The organism is Gallibacterium trehalosifermentans (assembly GCF_042433055.1).
Lineage (GTDB): Bacteria > Pseudomonadota > Gammaproteobacteria > Enterobacterales > Pasteurellaceae > Gallibacterium > Gallibacterium trehalosifermentans.
In genome coordinates this window covers 84,822-100,848 of record NZ_JBHLWB010000006.1, presented here as the reverse complement: position 1 = coordinate 100,848, position 16,027 = coordinate 84,822, and the positions used below count along the sequence as shown (strand labels likewise).

General features: G+C 38.8%; 17 protein-coding genes. 8 read left to right on the top strand and 9 right to left on the bottom strand.

The genetic code is table 11. The annotated features are described in order from the left end of the window. The 4 genes from ACFFHK_RS06585 to ampD all read right to left on the bottom strand — a co-directional run. On the bottom strand, positions 1–781 hold a 781-nt coding region (locus ACFFHK_RS06585), incomplete at its 3' end, for a thiamine pyrophosphate-binding protein (protein ID WP_382370761.1). A gap of 166 nt (positions 782–947) precedes the next feature. Continuing rightward, entirely contained in the window at positions 948–1,928 is a 981-nt protein-coding gene (gene dusA / locus ACFFHK_RS06580; RefSeq protein WP_382370760.1) for a tRNA dihydrouridine(20/20a) synthase DusA, read from the bottom strand. Continuing rightward, positions 1,915–3,306: a chloride channel protein gene (locus tag ACFFHK_RS06575; protein ID WP_382370758.1), complete on the bottom strand. Its 1,392-nt coding sequence runs from the start codon at positions 3,304–3,306 to the stop codon at positions 1,915–1,917. Before ACFFHK_RS06575 ends, dusA begins: the two co-directional genes overlap by 14 nt. Before the next feature lie 56 nt (positions 3,307–3,362). After that, positions 3,363–3,938, bottom strand: coding sequence for a 1,6-anhydro-N-acetylmuramyl-L-alanine amidase AmpD (gene ampD, locus ACFFHK_RS06570; RefSeq protein ID WP_382370756.1), 576 nt, complete (start codon positions 3,936–3,938; stop codon positions 3,363–3,365). Between the two features lie 107 nt (positions 3,939–4,045). Here ampD and ppdD point away from each other — a divergent pair, with 107 nt between their 5' ends. From ppdD to ACFFHK_RS06535, 7 genes are all read left to right on the top strand, one after another. Continuing rightward, on the top strand, positions 4,046–4,513 hold the full coding sequence (ppdD, locus tag ACFFHK_RS06565) for a prepilin peptidase-dependent pilin (RefSeq protein WP_382370754.1): 468 nt from the start codon (positions 4,046–4,048) through the stop codon (positions 4,511–4,513). Further along, positions 4,513–5,928, top strand: coding sequence for a GspE/PulE family protein (locus ACFFHK_RS06560; protein WP_382370752.1), 1,416 nt, complete (start codon positions 4,513–4,515; stop codon positions 5,926–5,928). Before ppdD ends, ACFFHK_RS06560 begins: the two co-directional genes overlap by 1 nt. Next, complete coding sequence (locus tag ACFFHK_RS06555) at positions 5,915–7,117, top strand: type II secretion system F family protein (protein ID WP_382370750.1); 1,203 nt, start codon at positions 5,915–5,917, stop codon at positions 7,115–7,117. The genes ACFFHK_RS06560 and ACFFHK_RS06555 overlap by 14 nt, the downstream gene beginning before the upstream one ends. Next, entirely contained in the window at positions 7,114–7,731 is a 618-nt protein-coding gene (locus tag ACFFHK_RS06550) for a prepilin peptidase (protein ID WP_382370748.1), read from the top strand. The genes ACFFHK_RS06555 and ACFFHK_RS06550 overlap by 4 nt, the downstream gene beginning before the upstream one ends. 96 nt (positions 7,732–7,827) lie before the next feature. Continuing rightward, positions 7,828–8,436, top strand: coding sequence for a dephospho-CoA kinase (coaE, locus tag ACFFHK_RS06545; RefSeq protein ID WP_382370746.1), 609 nt, complete (start codon positions 7,828–7,830; stop codon positions 8,434–8,436). A gap of 11 nt (positions 8,437–8,447) precedes the next feature. Next, the gene (yacG, locus tag ACFFHK_RS06540; RefSeq protein WP_382370744.1) at positions 8,448–8,660 is read left to right on the top strand and encodes a DNA gyrase inhibitor YacG; all 213 of its coding nucleotides are present in this window, start codon (positions 8,448–8,450) and stop codon (positions 8,658–8,660) included. Next, positions 8,657–8,923 (top strand): GNAT family N-acetyltransferase, encoded by a 267-nt coding sequence (locus tag ACFFHK_RS06535; RefSeq protein ID WP_382370742.1) that lies wholly within the window; start codon positions 8,657–8,659, stop codon positions 8,921–8,923. Before yacG ends, ACFFHK_RS06535 begins: the two co-directional genes overlap by 4 nt. A 36-nt stretch (positions 8,924–8,959) precedes the next feature. On the opposite strand, the gene fdhE is transcribed toward ACFFHK_RS06535, so the two are convergent. The 4 genes from fdhE to fdnG are packed head-to-tail and all read right to left on the bottom strand — an operon-like array spanning position 8,960 to position 14,517. Continuing rightward, positions 8,960–9,883: a formate dehydrogenase accessory protein FdhE gene (gene fdhE / locus ACFFHK_RS06530; protein WP_382370740.1), complete on the bottom strand. Its 924-nt coding sequence runs from the start codon at positions 9,881–9,883 to the stop codon at positions 8,960–8,962. Positions 9,884–9,886: 3 nt separating this feature from the next. Next, a complete protein-coding gene (locus tag ACFFHK_RS06525; RefSeq protein ID WP_382370771.1) occupies positions 9,887–10,549 on the bottom strand; it encodes a formate dehydrogenase subunit gamma in 663 nt (220 codons plus the stop codon). Next, entirely contained in the window at positions 10,546–11,460 is a 915-nt protein-coding gene (gene fdxH / locus ACFFHK_RS06520) for a formate dehydrogenase subunit beta (RefSeq protein WP_382370738.1), read from the bottom strand. The genes ACFFHK_RS06525 and fdxH overlap by 4 nt, the downstream gene beginning before the upstream one ends. Continuing rightward, positions 11,461–14,517, bottom strand: a complete 3,057-nt coding sequence (fdnG, locus tag ACFFHK_RS06515; RefSeq protein ID WP_382370736.1) for a formate dehydrogenase-N subunit alpha — start codon at positions 14,515–14,517, stop codon at positions 11,461–11,463. It abuts the gene before it with no gap. A gap of 215 nt (positions 14,518–14,732) precedes the next feature. Here fdnG and fdhD point away from each other — a divergent pair, with 215 nt between their 5' ends. Continuing rightward, positions 14,733–15,521 (top strand): formate dehydrogenase accessory sulfurtransferase FdhD, encoded by a 789-nt coding sequence (gene fdhD / locus ACFFHK_RS06510; RefSeq protein WP_382370734.1) that lies wholly within the window; start codon positions 14,733–14,735, stop codon positions 15,519–15,521. A gap of 131 nt (positions 15,522–15,652) precedes the next feature. Here the strand turns inward: fdhD and metJ are convergent, their stop codons facing one another. Next, positions 15,653–15,970 carry a met regulon transcriptional regulator MetJ gene (metJ, locus tag ACFFHK_RS06505; RefSeq protein WP_382370732.1) on the bottom strand — a complete coding sequence of 106 codons (318 nt, stop codon included), beginning with the start codon at positions 15,968–15,970 and terminating at the stop codon, positions 15,653–15,655. Positions 15,971–16,027: the final 57 nt, after the last annotated feature.

The following is a 16,027-nucleotide window of genomic DNA, read 5'->3' as shown; positions in this document are numbered from 1 at the left end:
GACAATCGTGTGAATTGGCTTTGTTTGGTGAGCCATAACCAATTATCGTTTTACAAATAATTAAACTTGGTTTACTGCTTTCTGCTTTTGCTGCTTCAATCGCCGCTTTGATTTCAGCGGCATTATGTCCATCAACCGATGGAATCACGTGCCAACCATAGGACTCAAAGCGTTTTTGTGTATCATCAGTAAACCAGCCATCAACGTGTCCGTCAATCGAGATGTTATTATCATCGTAAAACGCTATTAATTTACCTAGCCCTAATGTACCTGCTAATGAGCATGCTTCATGAGAGATTCCCTCCATTAAACAACCATCGCCTAAAAAGACATAGGTGTGGTGGTCTATTATCTCATGACCTGAACGGTTAAATTGTCCTGCTAAGGTCTTTTCGGCTATCGCCATACCCACTGCATTCGTTATCCCTTGTCCCAATGGACCTGTGGTAGTTTCAACGCCTGGGGCATAACCATATTCTGGGTGCCCTGGCGTTTTTGAATGTAATTGGCGGAATTGCTTTAAATCTTCTATCGATAACTCATAGCCCGTTAAATGTAATAAGCTATAAATTAACATTGAACCGTGTCCATTCGATAAGATAAAACGGTCGCGGTTTGCCCATTGTGGATTCGTTGGATTATGTGATAAAAAATCACGCCATAACACTTCTGCGATATCCGCCATGCCCATTGGCGCTCCTGGGTGCCCTGATTTTGCTTTTTGTACTGCATCTATACTTAAAAAGCGGATTGCATTTGCTAATTCTCGGCGAGTAGCCATAATTTTCTCCTTCTTTTTATGAGAATTTAAGTTAAATAAACTCTGATATTCTACTCTATTTTACTTAAGAAAAAGTGAATTACTTTGATAAAAACTAACTATTTCTCTAGTAAAAATCTTCATAGTGAAAAATGCTTTAAATCCTTGATCCCACCTTGAGGAAAGATTATCCCTTCACAAAGTTTAACGCTTGCTGCAATACTTCAATACCAGCATTTGCTTTATGTGCATTTTCACTTAGATGTCGTCGCCACTGTCTTGCGCCTCGTACATTTTGAAAAGCCCCTAACATATGACGGGTAATTTGTCCTAAAGGGGTACCTTGCGAAAGTTCTTGCTCAATATAAGGGAACATCTTCTCAACCGCCTCAATCGGGCTAACAATCGCAGCCACTTCATCAAATAAGGCTTGATCGATCAAACCTAATAGAGCAGGATTCTGATAGACTTCTCTTCCCACCATCACGCCATCAACAAATTGCAGATGTTTTTTCATCTCTGCAATCGTTTTAATGCCACCATTAATACTTATCTTAAGCTGTGGGAAATCACGTTTTAGTTGATAAACTCGCGCATAATCTAATGGTGGAATTTCTCGATTTTCCTTTGGACTTAATCCTGATAGCCACGCTTTACGTGCATGAATAATAAAATCTTGACACCCCGTATTAGCAACTTTCTCAATAAACTGATATAAAAATTCATAGCTATCGAAATCATCAATACCAATACGTGTTTTAACGGTTACGGGAATCTGCACGACTTTCTGCATTGCATCAACACATTCTGCGACTAAATCCGCTTTTGCCATCAAACATGCACCAAAAAAACCATTTTGCACCCGATCGGAAGGACAGCCCACATTGAGATTAATTTCACTATAACCTCGTTGTTCTGCTAACTTAGCACAATGAGCTAATTGCTGAGGGTCGCTCCCCCCTAATTGTAACGCCACAGGTAACTCTTCTGGTTGAAAAACTAAATGGTCATATTTTGCATAGATAATTGCTGGCGCAGTAATCATTTCAGTATAAAGTAAACTATGACGACTAAACTGACGATGAAAAAAACGACAATGTCGAGTAGTCCAATCTAACATTGGCGCTACCGAAAAACGTCCTCGATAGAATTGATTATTTATTGTCATATAATTTTTGTTGTTCTTGATTAATTTGTTCTTGTATCCGCTGACGAAAACGCCCTGCTGCAAAATGATAAAACGGTTTAGGGCAAATTTGTCGTGAAACAACAGATGCTATCAAACTTATAGCTAATAACCATACTAATTCTGGTTGACTTCCTGTCATTTCCATAACAATAACACTAGAAGTTACTGGCGATTGTGTTGTACCAGCCAAAAATGCCGCCATTGATAATAACACTAGAAAACGTTGATCAACGATACCGCCCGTGAGCTGCCAAATATTACTACCTATTGCAGCACCAGTAGTGAGTGCTGGCGTAAAAATTCCACCTGCAATGCCTGTCCAATAGGTAAATACTGTTGCCAATAATTTACTGATTCCTAATGAAAGATCTAAGGCTTGATCATTAATGGCTTGGGTAACAACTGTATACCCCGTACCATAGGTTTGATGATGAGTTAATGTACCTAATGCTGCTAATAAAACGCCTAATCCAAACGCCATAATAATTGGGTGTCGCCGTACAAAACCGCGCATAAATGTGGGTAAATATGCTGCTAATCCTTTTGCTAACATGCGAGCAAATAATCCCCCTAAAAAACCACAAATAACGGCACACACCACTAGCCATAACACAACATTTTCAACAATATCTGCTCCCATATAACGGGGAAAATAAGGGTTATTGCCTTGAATCAACACTAACATGAACCCTGCAGATAATACCCCAAGTAAAACCCGACGCTCCCAACGTAAAGGTGCACCACGACCAATCTCTTCAATAGCAAAAATGACGCCTGCCAATGGTGCGTTAAACGCCGCAGCTAAACCTCCAGCAGCCCCTGTAGCGATGAGTTCGTTATAGCTAAGTCCTTTAAAAGCGAGATTATATTTACGACAAAATTTACCCCAGAACAACATGACGGCAGCCCCGACTTGTACTGATGGTCCCTCACGCCCTACGGACGCACCACAACACATTGCTAAAAAAGTTAAAGGGATCTTCCACACTGTTTGGGCAAGATTTACTAACATTTCTTTTGGTTTACCATGTGGCAATGCAATCGCTGCAATCACTTGTGGAATGCCACTACCCGCAACATAGGGGGTAAATCGTTGTGTAAACCAAGCTAAAATCGCCATACCAAATGGTAATAATATCCATGCCACCAAAGGGTGAAGATGAACTAAAAAGATATTAATTTCTAACCCCAGCTCAACTAAGGTAGCAAAGCCCCAAGAAACAAGAGCAACGAGTAAAGCACCTGATAGTAAACAAATAAACTCAATACTTTTCCTTGAAAGACGAGATGTTTGATGCCCTTTGTGTTTAAGATAACGCTGTAAATGCTGTAATTGTGCTTTTAGATGAAAAAACATAAAGTAAAAAAATCAACTACCTGAGTGGAAATCATTATAAACAAGATCCTTTGTGATCAGAAAATCTTTTTACCTTTCATTTTCCTAAAGGCAAGTCGTTGATAATAATAATCCCAATCAAAATATTGCCCTGGGTCGATCTTACGCCCTGGTGAAATATCACAATGTCCAACAATCCGTTCCAAAGTAATTAATGGATAGCTCTGCATAATTGATTTTGTCAACTCAATAAGTACTTGATATTGTAAAGGGGTAAATGGTTGCTCATTACTTCCCTCCAACTCAATACCAATCGAGAAATCATTGCATTTCTCACGACCTTGAAACTGTGATAAACCAGCGTGCCAAGCTCGATCATTCAAATTAACATATTGCTTTATCTCACCATTTCGCCGAATTAAACAGTGTGCAGAAACACGCTGCTGATAAATTTCTGCAAAATAGGGGTGAATCGTTGGATCTAATTTTCCTTGAAAAAAATCATCAATATAGTTACCACAAAATTGCTCTGGTGGCAGACTAATATAATGAATCACTAATAATGAAATTTCTTGCGGATCAGGTCGTTGATCAAAATGTGGCGATGGGATTTGTGCCACATTTTGTATGACTCCTTGTTTAATTTGATACATAAAATTCTCTTTTTTCGATCTAACTCACAATAGTGTAACAATTCTTTCGGTAATTAAAGCAATTTCTGTCATTTTTCTGACTATCTTTTTTCTATGAGGAGTTATTTATGCTAACACGTTCTAAATTATTAAAATCTTTTTATGCTGGCTTTACCCTTATTGAACTAATGATGGTCATTGCTATTATTGCCGTTCTTGCTACGATTGCGATTCCCTCTTATCAAAGTTATACCAAAAAAGCAGCAATTTCCGAATTGATTCAAGCCTCAGCCCCTTATAAAGCCGAAGTTGAACTCTGTATCTATAACGCGTCCGCCAAATCACAATGTTCCGCTGGGCAAAATGGTATTCAAAATAAACCGAATGATATGAGCAAATTTAAATATTTAAATGATATTTCTGTTAATGCTGGTGTGATTTCTGTATCAGGAAAAGGTTCATTAGAAAATATCTCTTACACCATGACGCCTAATGATAATGCTCAAAATGGGCTAATTGAATGGACAATTAGATGTACTGGCGACAGTGGACTTTTCCCTGCAGGATTTTGCCAAACAACAGCAGGAAGTAACTAATGCCTTATCAAATAACATCGTTAGATCAACAAACAGTTTTTGAAATTTCAGATCAACAATGGCAGAAAAATCAAGCAAAATATGAGTTATTGCTGCGTTACTTAGCGGTACCGATTCAAGAAGATCAACAACAATTATGGTTAGCGGTAGAGTCGTTAGACAATATCGCTGCCTGTGAGGCATTTTCTTTCTTATGTGGTAAACCTGTTGAGCCTGTAGTGATTGGACAATATGCTCTCAAACAATTATTACAATCTATGCGTAACGCAGTCGATACCCCTAATCTTCAGGAAACCACGTTACAACAATATGCCACCACCACAACAAGTTTCACGGAAGAAACCACAACAAGCACAGCAAATGAGCCACTGATTCAATTATTTAACCACTTATTAGAACAAGGGTTACAACTATCTGCATCTGATATTCATCTTGAACCTTTACAAAAATATTTTCAAATTCGTTTTCGGATTGATGGCGTATTACACAAACAAGATAATCTCTCACTGCACATTGGACAACGTTTGAATGCTCGCTTAAAACTATTAGCACGTTTAGACATTAATGAATTACGTTTACCACAAGATGGACGTTTTCGCTTTCAAACAACCTTTGGTGAAACCTTAGATATTCGTTTATCTTCCTTACCGACACAATATGGAGAAAAAATTGTCTTACGCTTGCAGCCTAACACCCCTGTTTTTGCTGATTTTACTGAATTAGGCATGACCACTAAGCAAGCTTTTCTCTTTGCACAAGCTCTCTCTCAACCACAAGGGTTAATTCTGGTTACAGGTCCAACTGGCAGTGGAAAAAGTTTAACGTTATACAGTGGTTTACATCGCCTTAATCAAGAGAGTCGCCATATTTTAACCGCTGAAGATCCGATTGAATTACAGTTAGATGGCATTATCCAAACGCAAGTCAATCCTTTAATTGGCTTAGATTTCGCCACACTATTACGTAGCTTTTTACGACAAGATCCTGATGTCATTATGGTTGGTGAAATTCGCGATCAAGAAACAGCCGAAATCGCTTTGCGTGCAGCACAAACAGGACATCTCGTTTTATCCACTTTACATACCAATACCGCTTTAGGTGCAGTTTCTCGCTTACAACAACTTGGTATAGCGCAACATGAACTGGCTAATGCCTTGCAATTAGTGATCGCTCAGCGTTTAGTAAGAAAACGCTGCCAAACTTGCCACACGCAAACCGCTGATTGCCACTGTGTTGATGGGTATCATGGGCGTACTGGCATTTTTCAACTTCTGCATTACCAACAAGATCAATATATTACCGATTACCCAACACTTTTTGCAGCAGCTCAAGAAAAGTTACAACAACACATTACTACTCATGCTGAGTTAGAACGGGTACTTGGCAAAGAGGAATTATTAAATGGCGAAATATAATTGGCGAGGGCAAGATCGTTTTCAGAATCGTATCAAAGGTAGCATTATTGCTGATAATCCACCGCAAGCGAGACAACGCTTATTTCAACAAGGTATTATGGTTACATCTCTCGCAAAAAACTGGCAGTTTTCATCTCGACTTACCCTAACACAACAAAGTGAATTTTTATTACAACTTGCCTTATTACTGCAAGCAGAGGTCCCATTAAAACAAGCGTTGCAATTATTACAAGAACATTGCACTCACCAAGCTATTTACCAGCTCTTAAAACAGTGCCTACATACCTTAAATATCGGATTACCTCTCTCTCACGCCTTACAAGCGGAAAAGAAACTACTCTCACCACATGAATGGCAATTATTATACAGTGGCGAACAAAGTGGACAGCTTGCAAGTGTTATTCAACAATTAGCCGATCAGAAAAAACATCAACAGCAGCTACGCCAACAAATCAAAAAAATCTTATTCTACCCGCTGATGATGCTAGTGATTTCGCTCACCTTAACCCTCTTTTTACTGCTTTTTATTGTGCCGACTTTTGCTGATCTCTATGCTCAACAGCAACAAGCTTTACCATTTCTCACCCAATTTTTAATGGATATTTCCGCTTTTTTACAGCACTATTTATGGTTTATTTTTGGCTTATTATGTTTCATCATCATGCTGTGCTACATAAGTTACGCACGTTTTCCTGCATTTAAAACAATCTTACTAAAACTCATTTGCGTCATTCCAGCTATCCAAAAACTTTATCTTAATATTCAAGCAATTCATTTTTTCTCAATCCTTGCTACAATGCTACAAGCAGGTATCACACTACAACAAAGTCTGATGACATTTCTACCGCAACAATCCTTACTGACTACGAAAAAAAACAGCCTACTAGAAAAAGAAGCTCGACAATGCTTAACTGCATTACAACAAGGTTTACGTTTTTCTGATGGATTAAGCCATCATTTTATTGCGTTACAAACACGGCAAATGCTAATTATTGGTGAAAATAGCGGTAAGTTAAGTCATACATTAAATTATCTTGCTACTCAAGCTCAACAACAGCTATCAACACAAATCGATCTGTTTGCAAAATTACTGGAACCCTTGTTAATGCTAGTGATTGGAAGCATTATTGGCGTCATTATCGTGGGAATGTATCTACCTATCTTTAATTTAGGAAATATTATTTTATGATTTTACTCTCACTTATTCTGTTCAGTCTGGGCTTTATTTACTATTTAGATCAATTTCCTCGTTGGCTGCAAAAATTAGGTAACGAGTTACCGCCAGTTACAATACCAAAGTCGGATCGTTATCTCCATATCCTAATTTATCTCTTCATCAGTGCTGGTTGTCAGTTTACAACCACATTATGGTGGCACACCTATCTTTATTATTTTCTACTCGGCTTCTGTTATGCGATTGCTTACCTTGATTATCGCTATCGCCTGATTTCTGTTCTACACTGCTATATACTCATTACACTCGCTTTCTTCTTTTTACTATTACAAATTACAACCCTAACTATAGAACAAGCGCTGATAAGCTTTATCTTTGCTTTTATCAGCAGCATTACAGGGTACTTTATTTGTTTTTTCTTATTTGGCGAAGAAAAATTAGGGTTAGGTGATATTTTATTATTTTCTGCATTGGCATTATTTATTCTTCCTACATGGTTACCTTGGCTACTGCTTATTGCTTCGTCAATCACACTCAGTTATGCCCTACTCATAAAAAAGAAGAACCCAGCGCTTCCCTTTGCACCAGGCTTAATATTAGCAACACTTATTTTATATTTACTTCAATAACTTATATCTATTATCATTCTATCTATCAAACAAATTTTCCTCTCTCAAAAGAAAGGGCGTATAATAAAGCGCACTTTTATTTTTACTAATGAGTATATGACTTACATTGTTGGACTAACTGGTGGTATAGGGTGTGGGAAAAGCACAATTACAGCACTTTTTGCTGAATTAGGTGTTCCCATTGTTGATGCAGACATCGTAGCACGAGAAGTTGTAGCGAAAGGCTCGCCACTATTGCAGCAAATAACAGATCATTTTGGTCAAACAATTTTACTCCCTAACGGTGAATTAAATCGTGCAGCATTACGCCAAAAAGTATTTCAAGATCCTGAACAAACAACTTGGCTAAATAATCTGCTACACCCTGCTATACGCACAGAAATGCTCGCACAATTACATCGCATTAATGCGCCTTATGTGTTATGGGTCGTACCTTTATTATTTGAAAATCATTTAGAACCGTTCTGTAACCGTATTTTAGTGATTGATGTCAGCGAAGAAACACAACTACAACGCGCTAGTCAGCGAGATCAAAACAGCACTGCATTAATTCGAAAAATTATGCAATCGCAGATTTCCCGACAACAACGTTTAGCAAAAGCAGATGATATTATTAATAATGAACAACCTTTGGAAAAAAATTTAGATTGTCTAAAAGATGAAGTAATGAAATTACATCAATATTATTTACAATTAAGCCAATAACAGGAAAACATATGTCAAATACAGATAACGAGATAATCTTTGTACCATGCCCGATTTGCAAAAAAAGTGTGATCTGGTCAGCAGAAAGCCCTTATCGCCCATTTTGCAGTAAACGTTGCCAACTCATTGATCTTGGTGAATGGGCTGCGGAAGAAAAAAGAATTGCAAGTGAAGAAAGCCCTTTCACAACAGAAATAGATGAATTTACGGGGAAATTACAATGATGAACTACCCTATCAAACATACCGATGATGGTCAATGTGGCACGTTTTTCATTCAAATCGAAAATAAACGATTAGCAGAATTAAGCTACGAATATACTAGTCCCCAAACAATAGATGCTAACCATACTTTCGTTGATCCCAGTTTACGTAATCAAGGTATTGCCCAAAAATTACTCCAAGCTTTATTAGACTTCACCACACAACGACAACTAAAATTAACCGCAAGTTGTAGTTATATTGCAGCGAAACTACGAGATAAATAAGGCTTGGGTTAAACCAAGCCTCGCTATAATAAGTAATTAGCCATCAGGAAAAAGTAATGGATTGATACCACTGCGAGAAAAGCCTTTTTCCTCCATTTCATTATCTAGAAGTAATGTGGCTAAATCATCTGCTGCGGGTTCGACATCGGGATCTTTCTCCTGATAAAGCACTTTAAGATAACTTTTACAATCATCGCAGCTCTCGGCTTTGACTGGTGCGCGTTCGCTATCTAATGACCAATAATCAATATGTGCAGTTTCTTCACAGTTAGTACATTTACTTCGCACTACATTCCATTCACTTTCGCATAATGCACAATGAACATAACGTAAACCTTGCGTACTACCAAAATGGACAACACTGGTGATTGGCGCAGAACCACATACAGGGCAAAAATGGCGGTGTTCGCCAAGTTCTGTAGTGGCATGATGTGGAATTTGTTGTACTAATTGTATCCAATAAAGATTTAATGCTGCCCAAATAAATACGGCTTGCGCACTATTCACTGCCTCAAACTCATTTTTTAATAAGTGATCAGCTAAATCTTCTCGTGCCTGTACAGAAGCCTTTTCTAAAGACTCTATCGTATCTGCAATCACACCATCAGCAAAACTTTTACACTCTTCTAATAAGTTAGTTAGCAAGGTTTGCCAGATTGGTGAACGTTGCCAATGTTGATAATGTAATGGTTGTTCAGCCAAAACGTCTTCCGTCAACACAGTTTTATTCAGACGTTCGTCTTGGGGAATAGGTTGTTCCTGCAATAATCTTAATTGTACATCTACTAATTTTGCTGTGAAATCAAGATAATCTTTAAATGGACTCTTCTCTGCTAATTGACGTAAACGTTTAGCGCGACGTTGATAGAGATTTTTTGGATTGGCGAAAAGTAACGGGGGGCTAATTAGCCCCTCCGCTGCTTGTTGAATTTCGCTCTCTGGTAAGATACGAATACTCATTCATTATTTTCCTTGTTGTTCTTCTCGTTTTAAAATCGGCTCGATTTCCTCACGATACCAACGTGGGTGGTGTTTTTTCGCCCAGCGCGCGCTTACTTTGCCAGTTACCATTCCTGTAATGGAACCTTTCACCCAAATTGCCATATAGATATGCACCATGATTCCTAGAATCAGGGCTATCGCACTACAAGCATGCAATAAAATCGCAATTCTAATAACAGGGATAGAGAATGATGGTGCAAAATAAGGACGCCACATAATCACCCCAGTTACTAATAGTAATGACAATGCACCAATTAGGGTCCAGAACAATAATTTTTGCCCCATATTATAATGCCCTACATCAGCAACATGATGCTCATTACCTTTTAATACTTCCACTACGTTCAGTAACCAGCGCCAGTCCCCTTTTTCAATTAAGTTATCTCGCCAATAGGTTTTAAATAGCACCATAAAAGCAGCGATCATTACTAAACCAGTAAATGGGTGAACGACACGAGCTAATTGTGGTGTACCGAGAATCTCAGCAATCCACGCAAAATCTTGGAAAAAGAATGATAATCCAGATAACCCAGTAGTGAAAAAGCAGAAAACGACAAGCCAATGACTTAAACGTTCTTTCACGCTATGGCGTAATACTTTTTTGTTTAAATCGACCATACTTATTTCCCTCCTTTTTCATCATCATGCGCATGAGGATCAATGATCTCTTCTTCCTCAAGATCTTCTGTGTTCGGTCCCATTGCAATATAGTGTGCTGCTGCACCAACTGCTAGTGCACCCATTGCTACACCAGCAAGTGGCTTGAGGACGCCTTTCCACAGTGAAACAACTTCACTAATTTTCGGATCTTTCGGTAATCCAGAATAAAGCTCTGGGCGATCAGCATGATGCAACACATACATCACGTGTGTACCACCTACACCTTGCGGATCGTAGATACCTGCATTTTTGTAACCACGAGTTTTCAAATCTGCCACACGTTTTTCTGCATAATGCAACATTTCTTCTTTACTGCCAAAATGAATCGCACCTGTTGGACAAGTTTTTGCACAAGCTGGCTCTTGCCCTACATTTACTCGATCAGAACAAAGTGTACATTTATAGGCGCGGTTATCTTCTGGGTTGATACGCGGTACATTAAACGGACAACCTGCAATACAGTAACCACAACCAATACATTTATCTGATTGGTAATCAACAATCCCATTCGCGTATTGAATAATCGCGCCTGGTGATGGGCAGGCTTTTAAACAACCTGGTTCGGCACAGTGCATACAACCATCTTTACGAATTAACCATTCCAGACGGTCATTTTCTTCAACTTCGTTGAATTTCATCACTGTCCATGCTTTAGGTTCCAGATCAACTGGGTTGTCATAAACCCCTACACAATCACCAGGTTCTGCACGTAAATCATTCCATTCAGAACAGGCTACTTGACACGCTTTACAACCAATACAGGTTGTTACATCTATCAGTTTCGCCACTTCTACTTTGTGATTACGCACTTGTGGTGGCGGTGTAAGCCCCGATGTTGCTGAGGCTTTGATAATATCTTGAGTTTGTACTGCCATTTACGCCTCCACAACCTTTTCAATATTCACAAGGAATGCTTTAAACTCTGGTGTTTGTGTATTGGCATCACCAACACGAGGTGTTAAGTTATTCGCAAAAAATCCTTTCTTACCTACACCAGAAAATCCCCAGTGAATTGGAATACCAATGGTATGAACAACCTTGCCATCAACTTCTAACGGACGAATACGTTTGGTTACCACCGCAACCGCTTTCACATAACCACGTACAGAACTTACTTTTACTTTATCGCCATGCTTAATGCCTTTTTCAGCAGCAAGTTGTTCGCTCAGTTCGACAAATTGTTCTGGTTGTGCAATCACGTTCAACATTGAATGTTTAGTCCAGAAATGGAAATGTTCCGTTAAACGATAAGTCGTTCCCACATATGGGAATTGTTCATGTGATCCAAACAATGCTTTATCCGCTGGCAAAATACGTGCCACAGGGTTAGAAATCACGTTCGGGTGTAATGGGTTTGTACCAATTGGTGATTCAATCGGCTCATAATGTTCTGGGAACGGACCTTCTGCCATTTTATCAATCGCAAAGAGACGAGAAACCCCTTCAGGCTGCATAATAAATGGCGAAACATCGCTTCCTGGAGGTGCAGTCCCGAAGTCCGCCACATCAATGTAGTTCCAGTTTTTACCATTCCATTTCACTAACTGACGTTTCTTATTCCAAGGGTTACCTTGAACATCAGCAGAAGCGCGGTTATAGATAATACGACGGTTAAGTGGCCATGCGTATGCCCAGTTTAACGTATTACCTAACCCTGATGGATCTGAGCTATCACGGCGAGCCATTATATTACCTTTTTCAGTCCACTGACCTGCATAAATCCAGTTAGCAGATGAAGTTGTACCATCATCACGAAGAAAAGCAAAACTCGGTAATAATTCCCCTTTCTTCACTAACACCGTGCCATTTGCATCTTTCAGATCTTCTAAAGCGTAACCATTATTTTCTTTCGCTAATTCTTCTGCAGTTGGTTCTGCTGGGTTGAGATAATTCCAACTCATTGCTTTAAGTTGTTCAATTCCACGCCCGCCTTCTTTTTCGTAAAGTGCTAATAATTCCTCACGAATTTCAGAAAGAATAGCAATATCTGGCTTGGCTTCTGCTGGTGCGTCTGCACCTTTCCAGTGCCATTGTAACCAGCGCCCTGAGTTAGCGATCGAACCATCTTCTTCCACAAAACAGGTCGTCGGTAAGCGGAAAACCTCCGTTTGAATATCTTCTGTTTTCACATCATTATATTCACCATAATTTTGCCAGAAGTTTGAGGTGTCTGTGGCTAATGGATCCATAATAACTAAGAATTTTAACTTACTTAATGCACTAATGACTTTGTTTTTATCTGGATATGATGCAACTGGGTTAAAGCCTTGGCAGAGATAACCGTTCACTTTGCCTGAATACATCATATCGATGAAACGGAAGTGATCGTATTTTTGATCCATCTTCGGTAAGAAATGATAACCAAATTGGTTTTCTGCTGTAGCATTATCACCAAAGAACGTTTTTAGCATACTAATAAAGAATTTTGGTGTATTCCCCCAATAGTTTACTTGTCCTTTTTGCGTTTGTTTTGGTGTTATGCGATTGAGATAAGCTTCTAAAGACACATCTTTATCCGTTGGTAATCCCATATAACCTGGGAGCATATGCGGAAATAACCCAAGGTCTGTAATACCTTGTACATTGGAATGTCCACGTAACGCATTAACGCCCCCACCAGCAACACCAATATTCCCTAATAATAATTGGATTATTGCCATTGTACGGATATTTTGTGAACCCACAGTATGCTGTGTCCAACCTAATGCGTACAAAAATGTCGCTGCTTTGGCAGGATCTGAGGTTTTCGCAATTTCTTCACAGAAGATTAAGAAATCTTTTTGTTTTGTTCCACAAATACGCTCAACCATTTCTGGTGTATAACGTGAAACGTGCTTTTTCAATAAGTTAATTACACAACGTGGGTCTTGCATAGTTAAATCACGTTTTGCAAAACCCTCTTCGTCTAATTGATAAGACCAAGTAGACTTATCATATTGACGTTTTTCTGGGTCATATCCTGTAAATAATCCCTCTTCAAAATTGAAGCCTTCATTTACCAAGAAACTTGCATTTGTGTAATGTTTTACATATTCGTGTTGAATCTTATCGTTCGTTAATAGGTAATTAATTACCCCTGAAAGGAACGCAATATCTGTACCTGAACGAATCGGCATATAAATATCAGCGACAGCAGCGGTACGATGGAAACGTGGATCTACCACCATAATTTTCGCACCATTATTTTTCTTCGCTTCAATCGCCCAACGAAAACCAACAGGGTGTGCCTCTGCGGCATTACCGCCCATAACGATAACGAGATCAGCATTTTTAATATCAACCCAGTGGTTGGTCATCGCACCGCGACCAAATGATGGAGCAAGACTTGCTACCGTTGGTCCGTGTCAGATACTCGCTTGGTTGTCAACTGAAAGCATACCTAACATTCTTGCCCATTTTTGAGTCAAAATGCCAGTTTCATTACTTGCTGCCGATGCAGCTAACATTCCTGTTGTTAACCAACGGTTAACTGGTGTTCCCTCAGCATTGGTTTCCACAAAATTAGCATCACGATCGTTTTTAATTAACCGTGCAATACGTGTTATCGCTTCGTGCCAAGAAATTCGCTGCCACTCTTTTGAACCAGGTGCACGATATTCTGGGTAGTGTAAACGGTTTGGACTATTAACATAATCCAATGCACCAGCGCCTTTTGGGCAAAGTGCGCCTCGACTTACTGGGTGATCAGGATCGCCTTCAATATGAAATAATTTACCTTTAGCGTTTTTCGCTTTATCGCCGATGGAATAGAGTAACATTCCACAGCCAACAGCACAGTAAGTACAGGTATTTCTCGTTTCTGTCGTGTGTAATAATTTATACTCACGAGGAGATGCTAACGCCGTTTCAGGCGCAAATCCGAGCATAGCAGCAGATGTTCCTGCCATTCCACCTGCACAGATCTTAAAGAATTTTCTTCTTGTGACCTGCATAGATACTCCTTGTTGGATAATAAGTAGAGAGTTAATAGATTTGTGTTCTTTATGTAACTAAAATGTAATCCTTACATTTTCGAGGTGTAGGTTACTCCTTATTTATACTATAATCAATCTTCACTTCGACTGATCACTCAGGATTACCATCGCAAGCATATTCCTGCAAGTCAAAATAAACACCTACTTATTATAGGTATTTTGAGGAAAATTTGATGCAATTCATAAAAAAGAAATGTGTTTTATATCAAAAAAGTAACACTTCACTTTCGTCTGATTTTATTGCTAACGAAAAAATAGATCATTTAGCCGTTGAAATGCCTGTTGCATTGGTTTACAACGGGATTTCACATAGTGTGATGATGTGTACGCCACAAGATTTAGAAGAGTTTGCGATCGGCTTTTCGCTAACGGAAGGGATAATCACAGACACCAAACAAATTTATGGTATTGATCTTGAAGAAAATTGTAATGGAATAGAAGTACAAATTGAATTATCTACTCGCCAATTTGTCGCATTAAAAGAACATCGCCGTAATCTTATTGGTAGAACAGGTTGCGGAATTTGTGGCGTAGAACAGTTACAACAAATTCAACGTCAATATTCTAAAATAATACCTACTTTCACTCTCAATCCTGCATTAATCGATCCTTGTTTAACACAAATAGAACAAAATCAGTTATTAGCAAAAGAAACTGGAGCGACTCACGCCGCCGCATTTTTTACACCAACAGGTGAAATGCTAGCATTACGTGAAGATGTGGGACGCCATGTTGCATTAGATAAGGTATTAGGCTGGCACGCCACACACCAACGCCCACAAGGATTTGTTTTTGTCAGTAGTCGTGCTAGTTATGAAATGGTACAAAAATGTTTAGCTTGTGGTATTGAGATGCTTATTGCAATTTCCGCACCAACAGCTCTCGCAGTTGAAATGGCGGAACAACATCATTTCACGCTGTTTGGCTTTGCCCGTAAAGGAAGAATTACTCGTTATACCTGAGAGGAAGATTAAATTATCTTTACAAAGTAAGAGCTTCCCTTTTCTGACGATGAATAAAATGAGTTTTAAGAAAAAATGATAAATAATATTAAAGTGTTCTGAATCACTATTCCAACAGATTATAACGAAAATTAATATTCCCAAGTATCAGGATCAATTCCTTTTTCTCGCATGAGAATTTTGGCATCTTCTGGAATTTCATCATGCCGTTCTTTTAAGAGATCTTTATCTGTTGGTAGAGGTTGACCTGTAAAAGCGTGTAAAAAGGCCTCACAAAGTAATTCACTATTAGTGGCATGGCGAAGGTTACGAATTTGGCGGCGAGTACGTTCATTCGTTAAGATTTCCAATACTTTAATTGGAATAGATACTGTAATTTTTTTGACTTGTTCGCTTTTTTTGCCGTGTTCTGCATACGGACTAATATATTTGCCGTCCCAATCTGCCATGATAAATATCCTCTAAATTCCACACAAGTTGTAGTATTTTAATCAAAATTAGACATG